This is a genomic window from Faecousia sp. (genome assembly GCF_048519415.1).
Taxonomy (GTDB): Bacteria; Bacillota; Clostridia; order Oscillospirales; family Oscillospiraceae; genus JAZOXB01.
Map to the genome: position 1 here is coordinate 1 of NZ_DBFZUT010000035.1, position 9,278 is coordinate 9,278.

A 9,278-nucleotide genomic window follows, 5' to 3' on the forward strand; every position below is an offset into this window, starting at 1 on the left:
GCAGAAGCCTGAAGACAGATAAATAGTTGGTGTTGATTGCGGTGAGGGTACACCTGTTCCCATCCCGAACACAGAAGTTAAGCTCATTTGCGCCGACAATACTTTGCGGGTGACTGCACGGGAAGATAGGTAACGCCAACACTTATATTCCCCCTTAGCTCAGTCGGTAGAGCAACGGACTGTTAATCCGTGTGTCGTTGGTTCGAGTCCAACAGGGGGAGCCAATGAAATAGCCGCCACTTGGTGGCGGCTATTTCTTTACTTAAACCTTATGGGCCTTTAGCTCAGTTGGTTAGAGCATCCGGCTCATAACCGGACGGTCCCGGGTTCGAGTCCCCGAAGGCCCACCACCTTTTCTGATAATATCTGATATAGGGGTATAGCTCAATTGGTAGAGCGGCGGTCTCCAAAACCGTAGGCTCTGGGTTCAAGTCCTAGTGCCCCTGCCACGAAAGCACCTTGCATCTTTGCAGGGTGCTTTTTTGCGTTTCTGGCGCAAAAATGCCCGGCAGAGGGCTGCTCTGCCGGGGAGTATGGATTCTTAGAACGTTTTCTGCAGGAATGCCTTGATCGAGCCGTCATACAGCTCCTGATTGTTGATGCGCAGGTGGGAATGCGAGCCTTCGTCCATCCAAACGAGCTCCTTCGGGGCATTGCAGGCCGCGTACAGCACTTCTGCGCGCTTCGGCAGCGAGAAGGCGTCCTTGCGGCCGTGGAGAAACAGGATCGGCGTTTTCACCTTGCCGATGACGCGAATGGGCCGCGCTTCGCGGATCTTCATGCCGGATTCCAGCCGGGCGGCCCAGAAAATTTCGTACAGGACGGGGAAGATCGGCCGCTTTTCGGCCTTCATGTGCAGCTTGAAGGATTCCAGAAACGTTGCGAACAGGCCTTCAACCACGAGATGGGAGACATAGGCTGGAAAGTCCGGCTTTGCGGCTGCCAGCACGACGGCGGCGCCGCCGACGCAGATGCCGTGCAGCACCACGTCGCTGCAGCCGAGCTGATCGTGCGCGAAGCGCGACCATGCGATAACGTCCGACCACTCGCGTGTGCTGCAGTAGTTGTATTTGCCTTCGCTCAGGCCGTGGGCACGGCTGTCGACGACGAGAATGTTGCAGCCCGCCTCGGCGTAGGGCTGTGCGAAATAGTAGCTGTAGTACAGCGACTCGGTGCGGCCGGGGAAGATGATGGCGCAGCGCTTGTGGCCGAAGTCGAAATACTCGCCCGCGAGCTTCAGACCCTCGTTTTCGATGGAAACGGGCCGCTTGCGCGCTTCGTTTTCACGCGCCCAGTCCATGCCGAGGTCAAACATCCGCGAGTGCTCCGGATTGGGCGGATAGCTGTTTGCACGGGTCCATTTTTCCGGCCCGGTCCGGACGAGAATGTTGTGATACACCTTTTTGGCGATGGGCCAGGTCGCTGCGAACATTCCCAGGAACGACAGCAGCACGAACCCCAAAATGAGCCATATCCAGAATGGCATGGGAAGATACCTCCGTTTTTTCTTTCATTATATCGAATTTTGTCGTCTTTGTAAACGCAGAATCATAAAAATACATTGTTCCCTCTTGAAAAATGAACGCATCCATACTATAATGAATGCCGGGAAAGGGGAGAACATTTATGACAAATTTTGCGATCCTGACGGATTCCTGTTCCGATCTGACGGCGCCGCTGCGCGAGCGCTTTGGCGTGGACGGCTATGTGCCCGGGGCGCTCGTCTACCCGGACGGCAGCAATCATTATGCGGATCTTGACTGGAAGAATATGACACCCGCGCAGTTTTTCGGCACGATGAAGGATAAAAAGGGCGGCCTGTTCACCTCGGCGCAGATCGGCCTGCAGGACGTTGCTGACCGGTTCGAGCCGCTGCTGCAGCAGGGCCGGGATATCCTGTTCGTCGCCGTGTCCTCGGGCCTGAGCGGTACATACAACAGCACCTGCCTTGTGGCGAATGAGCTGATGGAAAAGTACCCCGAGCGGCACATCCGCTGCGTCGACACGCTCCGCTACTGCGGTGCGGAGGGTATGCTCGTCATCGCGGCGACGCGCCTGCGCGCTGCCGGGAAGACGCTGGACGAAACGGCCGACTGGCTGGAGGAGAACCGCCTGCGCGTGCACCAGATGGGCGTGCTGGAGGACCTGTTCTTCTGTAAGCGCATGGGCCGCGTCTCGGGTGCGGCGGCCGTGATGGGCACGCTCGTCGGCATCCGCCCGCTTGCGGATATCAATGAGAAGGGCCTGAGTGACGTCATCGGCAAAACGCGCGGCCTTGCCCCGGCGCTGAAGGCGACCATCGACTATATGGCCCGCACGGTCGAGCGGCCGGAGGAGCAGATCATGCTCCTGTCGCATTCGGACCGTCCGGAGCGCGCGGAGGAGCTGCGCGCCTTGGTCGAGGAGCGCTTCCACCCGAAGGAGCTGCACGTTGTACCGGTCTGCCAGTCCTGCGGCGCGTCGATCGGGCCGGGCCTGTACGCCATCTTCTATTTTGGCCGCCCGATCTCGTCCGGCCTGACGGAGGAGCGCAGCCTGATCGCGGAGCTGACGGGAAAAACAAAATAATCGCGAATCGCGCGGGAGCCAGCGGCAGTCGAGCCGTTGGCTCCCGTTTTTTGCTGCAATTTACAAAATCTGGAAGTTATGTTTCGGAACATGCCAAATTCGGGCGTCTTACAACAGAAAATCTTGGAAAAACCTGTTGATTTTCCAAAAAACGCGTGGTAAAATATTTACAACTATAGGCTCCGGAGTATGCCGGGGCGTCTGGGAGGGAGTGCCCATGAAACACTTGCTGCGCGCAATGGGCGCAGCCATGTTAGCGGCTCTGCTGCTGTCGGCCTGTTCGACGCCGCAGGAGCAGACCGAGCCGTCCGCGCCGCAGGCCACGCAGGCCACGCAGGCCACGCAGGCCGCAACCGGCGCGACGGAGGAGTCCGCAACGGAGGCAGAGGAACTGCTTGCGCTGCCGCGTGACCTTGGCAGCGGCCTGACGCTGCAGGCGGTCCTGCCGTTTTCCGGCCCGAATGTGGATGCAGACGGCGCGGAGAGCGACCAGCTTGCCACCATCATCGTGCAGAATAACGGCGGCATGGCCGTCGGCGCGGCGGATATCACCCTGACGTGTGAGGACGGCGCGGAGCTCCGCTTCCGCGTGACGGACCTGCCCGTTGGCGGCTCGTGCTACGCCTTCGAGCTGAATTCCGCGCAGTACACCGGCGAGAACCGCGTCTGCGCGGCCTCGGCGGAGGTCGAGCCGGACGGCTCGCTCTCCGTGGACTACCGCGTCAGCGTGATGGTGCAGGACGGCGGCCTCGTCCTCGTCAACATGACGGAGGACACGCTGCACAACGTCACCGTCCGCTACCGCACGGACACCGGCGGTACCTACTTCGGCGGCCTGAGCTACATGGCCACGGTCGAGGAGCTGGCCCCCGGCGCGTCGCAGACGGTCCTCGCGGCGGAATGCTACATGGGTCTGCCCTCCGTCATCGCGGTCTCGGCAGACGAATCGTAATCACCCTAGAAAAAGGAGGAAATATTGATGAGAAAACTGAGCAAAACGCTCCTCTCGCTGCTGCTGATCGCGGCGATGCTCGCATCGTTCGTCGTTCTCCCGGCGGCGGCTGAGGAACCGGCCGCAGAGCAGCCGACCGAGGCTGTGCAGGCGGCTGAGACGCAGGCGGATGACGCTGAAAAGTCGAATTATGAGCTTTCCATCGTCATGCTCGACTGCGGCAGAAAGTATTTTTCCGTGGACAGCATCAAGCAGATCATCGACAATGCCGCTGCGGCTGGCTTCAACAATGTGATGCTTGCGGTCGGCAACGACGGCATGCGCTTCCTGCTGGACGATATGAGCCTGACCGTGAACGGCACGACCTATTCCAGTGAGGAGGTCGCTGCGGCGATCCATACGGGCAACGAGGCTTATTATAATTTCACGACGGACGAACTGACGGAGTCCGAAATGGACGAGATCATTGCCTATGCGAAGACCAAGGGCCTCGGCATCATCCCAGTGATCAACACACCGGGCTATATGGATGCGATCCTTGATGCAGCCGAGGCGCTCACGGGCAAGACCTGCTCCTACAACGGCTCCGCTCGTACCATCGATGTCACGAATTCGACGGCTGTCGCCTTCACGCAGGCATTCGTGCAGAAGTATGTCGATTATTTCGCGGGCAAGGGCTGCAAGTACTTCAATATGGGCGCGGACGAGTATGCAAACGACATGTTCACGAGCGGCTCTATGGGCTTCGGCAATCTGCAGAACACCGGCAAGTACAGCTATTATGTGGAGTATGTCAATGCGGTTGCCGCGCTGATCAAGAACGCCGGTATGACCCCGATGGCGTTCAATGATGGCATCTATTTTGCAAACAATACTTCCAGCGGCACGTTTGACACGGATATCGTGATCTGCTATTGGTCGAATGGCTGGAGCAGCTATACTCCGATGCCGGCTGAAACGCTTGCAAGCATGGGCTTCAAGATGGTCAACACGCACGGCGACTATTACTGGGTGCTCGGCAAAAGCAACTGGCAGTGCAATGCTAAAAAGGCCAGCGGTTTTAATTATAAGACGTTCCAGGGCGGCACGATCGACAATCCGTCCGGCGCGATGTTCTGCATCTGGGCGGACTACCCCGGCGCAGAGACGGAAGCTTCCGTGATCAGCAAGACGGCGGATACCATCGCTGCCGAAAATCGATGATAACAAGACGGTTTCTGACGAAGCGACCGGTGTTTCGGTCACGGCTCCCGGCCTGACGGGCATCACTGTGGCTGCGGTCGATAAGGGCACGGAACTGGATGGCAAGAAGGTCGCCGGTGCTTGGAACATCGAACTGACAACGGAAAACGGCAGCTATACCGGCTCTGCAGCGGTCAAGGTCCCGCTGGACGGCAACTGGACCGGCTGCACGATCACTGCCGGTGTCATGAATGAAAACGGCGGTATCGACTACGGCAAGGACTATGATATCAAGGACGGCTTCCTGACCTTCACGGCTCCGCATTTCTCCACGGTCGTGGTGCTGGCAGAACCGCAGCAGAAGAGCCTTGTTGTGCCGACGAATGGAACGAAGACGGTCGAAGAAAACGGCAATCTGACTGGCTATACCCCGGAATACAGCAAGAATGGCATCGTCAAGCTGGATATGAGCTATGCCAGCAATGTGACGACGATGACCTTCACGGGCCTTGCCAATGGCGACGTGAGCGTCACTGTCGGCAATCTCGTCTATCAGATTACGGTGACGAATGAGTCGTATTCCAGTAAGAAGACGATCACGGTTGCTGTTGGCGAGACGAAGACGGAAACAGTAAAAGGTGATGTCACGGACGGCAAGACTACGGTTCTGGATGACACACATGCCAAGGTCGATGTGAAGTATGTCGATCAGGAGACAACAGAAACACTTGAAAAGGCTAGCAGACTGACGAGCGGCTTGAAGGTTTATATTAGCGATAGCAGTAACAAGAATTTCCTTCAGCTTAGTGGAGAAACTCTCGGGAATACGCAGGAGTTTTCAGAAGCAACAGAATGGACAGTTGGTTATGACAGCAGCAATGGTTACTATCTGTCCAGCAATGGTTACTACTTAAAGTATCATGCAAGCACTTCTTGGAGCGGCACAACTAGGGAACTTGCAGTGACGACAACGTTGAAGCAGACCAGCAATTGGGATACATATGTGAACTATTGTCGGTATTCAGAGACAAGCGAACTCTATTTTGAAGTCACGGGCTGGAATGGTAGTTATACCAACTATTATATTGCTCTCTCCGGGACTGACTGGACAGTGTCTAGCAGCAGTAGTAGCGCCAAGGGTTATGCCTACACGCTGAAAACGACACCAGCGACGGTTAATCAAACCACCATCTCCTTCACCGGTAAGAAGGCAGGCACGACGCAGGTTGTGATTGGCGATGTGCTGTATACGATCGTTGTCCAGGACAAGGCTCCGGACGACGCGATGACAAATACTTCGCTGACGCTGGAGTACTGGATTACGAACTCGCCGGTTTATGAAAAGGCGTCTGTTTCGTCGAACAAAACAAAGAGTATTACCACTGCAACTGATGGTGTAAGCACCGATGCGGGCGTTGACATTGCACAGCTTGCACCGAACCATGCCTATTCCAATTTTGACGGCTGGAAAGATGTGTATTACTGGCAAGCTATGCGGCTGGACTCCAATCATCTGCAGACGGAGAAATCTGGCGTTGACCAGACCGCTGACGGCACGACCTTTACCCATGTGCGCTATCACGCCGGTGCGTGGCAGTATAAGACATTGGACGGCACTTGGCATTATTTCCTCAGCACGGATCAGGCGGTTGCCTATTATCTGCAGAAGACAAAAGTCACTACGGAAGTTGAAACCTATGTCAAGGACTGGGGCTATGGTACTAATGGTACCACGCCGGATACTTCGAGCAACAAGGGCCAAGTCGCACTGACGGTTGCAGTTGTCTACCCGGACGGCACGGTTTCCCCAGCCGAGAAAGACATGTATTTCAAATCCACAACGATCTTCAACTACTGGGATGGCCGCGACATTGGCATTATTGCTCCGAAGAATAATGAAGATTATACGATTTCCAAGATTACGGTAACGGATGGTACGCGTGATAAAAATACCGACAATAACGTGTGGTATACCTCTGACACCATCACATGGGAAAAGACAACGCTTGATGATGGCGTGACAAAGTGGTATAACGAGCGCGAGGTCTGGAACAAATCTTCTGGCACAACGCCGATGGTCAACGGAAAGAACAGCAAGGAAACATGGAGCGCTAAGAATACTGCAAAGCTTGTCCTGATCTATCTGGAAGCTGCTGAGAAGGAAAGCAACCTTAATGTTGTGTACTATGATGATACCTACAGCAAGGAAATCATCTCCTCTCAGATCGTTATGTCTTATACGCAGGGACAGGAACCTCCGACGTACCTCAACTCCCTGAAGAATAGCGGTACTGTTACGCCAGGCAAGATTACACTTGAGGATGATGCCTACGTTACGAATAGCTCCGGTGTTAACCAGACGTTCAACAAGAATGTTGCAACTGTTCCGGGCGTTGCAGCTCAGTATCGGAGTGGCCTTTATAAGTATGTCAGTGCCGAAATTTCTGAGGACGGCAAGACGCTGACGCTTCATTATAAGATTTCTGCAAACAACCTGGAAAAATACTATGTGGTTGATTTTGGCCTGCCGGTCCAATTTGAATTGACTGATTTAGTGAATGATACGAATCTGAGCAAGGTTCGTATCAGTACGGTCACGGATGGTAATGTTACATACGATGAGACTACAAAAACATTTACCTACACGCCGACCGAGGTCCTGAAGAGCCTCGCGACGGCAAGCATTGCAATCAGCTATACGGGCAAGGAGGAAGCGATACTTACTGTCGGTTTCATCCCCGCATCGACGGTCTATTATGAGGAAGGCTTTGCTTCGTATTCCGCAAACTGGGTCAGTGAAGGTACCGCGCATGGCGCTCGGCAAGCAAAGGAACCCTATGGCCAAGCGACCAACAGCTACGGTTTTGATCCTGCCTACCGTGAAAACAGCGCGAACAGCGAGGGAACGGTGGCAAGAACAACGACAGTCGGCAGCGATGCGACCTTCAAGTTCAATGGAACGGGCCTGGAGCTGTATCTCCGCACGAAGAATACGAGTGTTAATGCAGAGGATGTGACGAATCACTCCTACATGCTTGTTCAGGTCTATGAGGGCAGCGAGGCGACGACGGATCACCTAAAGCGCATGAGCTTTGTCGATGTGAACAACCTATTTGTTGCAAAGGACACGGGTTATGGCTACAACACACCGTGCTGGACGGTCAATGACATGGCTCTCAATGACTATACGGTTGTTGTCCGTTTCGTTAAGGGCCAGGAACTGGCAATCGATGGCTTCCGTGTGACTGGCACGCAGGGCGAACGCTATGAGAAAGCATATGCTCGGGACGGCGAAGCCAACATGCAGACTGCCGAGATCCGCAATATGGTTCTCGCAAAGGCAAATGTAAACAATGCCATCTTTGGAATGTCCGCCCCGATGTATCAGGTCGGCGTTGATGAAGTTCTGGATGCCGTATTCGATGACAAGGATGTCATTGCTGGCGCAACAATTATTGAATCGAATGGCACGGTCACTACAAATGTTACGGTCGACAAAGACCTTGTCAACATCGGCCCGAAGAATGAGATCTATCTCGAGCCGGGTCAGGCCGTTGTGATGGAGCTTACCGGGACCTACGCCTCCGTGCAGGTCGGTATGCGTAGCCTGACGGGCGCGGCAGTGACCTATCAGATCAACAGCGAGACGGCGAAAACAATGAACTCCACCGTTGACATGTATTACCCGGTTAAGCTTGTTGGGAATATGCTCGTCATTCGGAATACTTCCGAAAACGATGAAATTCTCGCCCTGACGAAGCTGAAGGTCACCTCTGCGACGGCGGCAACCGGGAATGACCCCGGCGTGGTCCCGCAGACCACCCCCGAGGCGATCCGCTACGCGATGGCGCTGATGCGCGGCATCGACGTCCCGCAGTTCACGGACGTCGCCGAGGATGCGTGGTATCACGACTACGTCTACGACCTCGTCTACCGCGGTGTCGTCAACGGCATGACCGCCACGACCTACGAGCCGGAGGGCAAGCTCACCCGTGCCCAGTTCGTCAAGCTGCTGGCCTGCTCCCTCGAGGAGGCAGAGACCCTCAAGACCTACGAGGGCCAGCATCCCTTCACGGACAGCGAGGGCCACTGGGCCGAGACCTACATTGCGTGGGCCAAGGACAAGGGCATCGTCGAGGGCGTCTCCGCCACGGAGTTCGACCCCGAGGCGCCGATTACCCGTGAGCAGATGGCCACGATCTTCGGCCGCTACGCCCTGAAGCAGGGCATCGAGCTGCCGAAGGACGCCGCTCCCGCCCAGTCCTTCCCGGACGCCGACAAGATTTCCGAGTATGCCCGTGAGTTCGTCGAGCTCATGCGCATCGCGGGCATCCTGAACGGCTACGAGGACGGCACGTTCCGTCCGCAGGGCAACGCCACCCGCGCGGAGGCAGCCAAGCTGTTCTCCCTGTTCCTGTCCATCACGGACAAGCTCGCAAAATAAACCCATTGCCGCCGCCCTCCCGGGCGGCGGCATCTTGTCAAAAAAGTCCCTTTGGACTTTTTTGACAAGCTGAATCCTTTGCACCGGGACATGCGCAGCCCGGTATTTCGATAGAGGAGAAATAGAATGTCA

Annotated in this window: 5 protein-coding genes, 3 tRNA genes and 1 rRNA gene; 8 read left to right on the forward strand and 1 reads right to left on the reverse strand. The window is 55.8% G+C overall.

All coding sequences use genetic code 11. The annotated features are described in order from the left end of the window. Positions 1–25 precede the first annotated feature (25 nt). The 4 genes from rrf (at position 26) to ACMKFF_RS04065 (ending at position 449) form a co-directional block, all read left to right on the forward strand. Positions 26–141, forward strand: a 5S ribosomal RNA gene (gene rrf / locus ACMKFF_RS04050). Between the two features lie 7 nt (positions 142–148). After that, a tRNA-Asn gene (locus ACMKFF_RS04055) sits at positions 149–224 on the forward strand. Positions 225–273: 49 nt separating this feature from the next. Further along, positions 274–350: transfer RNA gene (locus ACMKFF_RS04060), tRNA-Ile, on the forward strand. A gap of 23 nt (positions 351–373) precedes the next feature. After that, positions 374–449: transfer RNA gene (locus ACMKFF_RS04065), tRNA-Trp, on the forward strand. A 92-nt stretch (positions 450–541) separates the two neighbouring features. Here ACMKFF_RS04065 and ACMKFF_RS04070 read toward each other — a convergent pair. Further along, positions 542–1,486: an alpha/beta hydrolase gene (locus ACMKFF_RS04070; RefSeq protein ID WP_419496129.1), complete on the reverse strand. Its 945-nt coding sequence runs from the start codon at positions 1,484–1,486 to the stop codon at positions 542–544. A 140-nt stretch (positions 1,487–1,626) separates the two neighbouring features. Here ACMKFF_RS04070 and ACMKFF_RS04075 point away from each other — a divergent pair, with 140 nt between their 5' ends. From ACMKFF_RS04075 to ACMKFF_RS04090, 4 genes are all read left to right on the forward strand, one after another. Next, entirely contained in the window at positions 1,627–2,568 is a 942-nt protein-coding gene (locus tag ACMKFF_RS04075) for a DegV family protein (protein ID WP_418486691.1), read from the forward strand. 217 nt (positions 2,569–2,785) lie between these two features. Then, on the forward strand, positions 2,786–3,520 hold the full coding sequence (locus ACMKFF_RS04080; protein ID WP_419496130.1) for a hypothetical protein: 735 nt from the start codon (positions 2,786–2,788) through the stop codon (positions 3,518–3,520). Positions 3,521–3,547: 27 nt separating this feature from the next. Next, entirely contained in the window at positions 3,548–4,723 is a 1,176-nt protein-coding gene (locus ACMKFF_RS04085; protein ID WP_419496131.1) for a family 20 glycosylhydrolase, read from the forward strand. A 67-nt stretch (positions 4,724–4,790) separates the two neighbouring features. Then, positions 4,791–9,146, forward strand: coding sequence for an S-layer homology domain-containing protein (locus ACMKFF_RS04090; RefSeq protein ID WP_419496132.1), 4,356 nt, complete (start codon positions 4,791–4,793; stop codon positions 9,144–9,146). Positions 9,147–9,278 lie beyond the last annotated feature (132 nt).

Coding starts and splice junctions, on each gene's coding strand:
- ACMKFF_RS04075 (WP_418486691.1), top strand. CDS start 1,627: ATGACAAATTTTGCGATCCTGACGGATTCCTGTTCCGATCTGACGGCG.
- ACMKFF_RS04080 (WP_419496130.1), top strand. CDS start 2,786: ATGAAACACTTGCTGCGCGCAATGGGCGCAGCCATGTTAGCGGCTCTG.
- ACMKFF_RS04070 (WP_419496129.1), bottom strand. CDS start 1,486: ATGCCATTCTGGATATGGCTCATTTTGGGGTTCGTGCTGCTGTCGTTC.
- ACMKFF_RS04085 (WP_419496131.1), top strand. CDS start 3,548: ATGAGAAAACTGAGCAAAACGCTCCTCTCGCTGCTGCTGATCGCGGCG.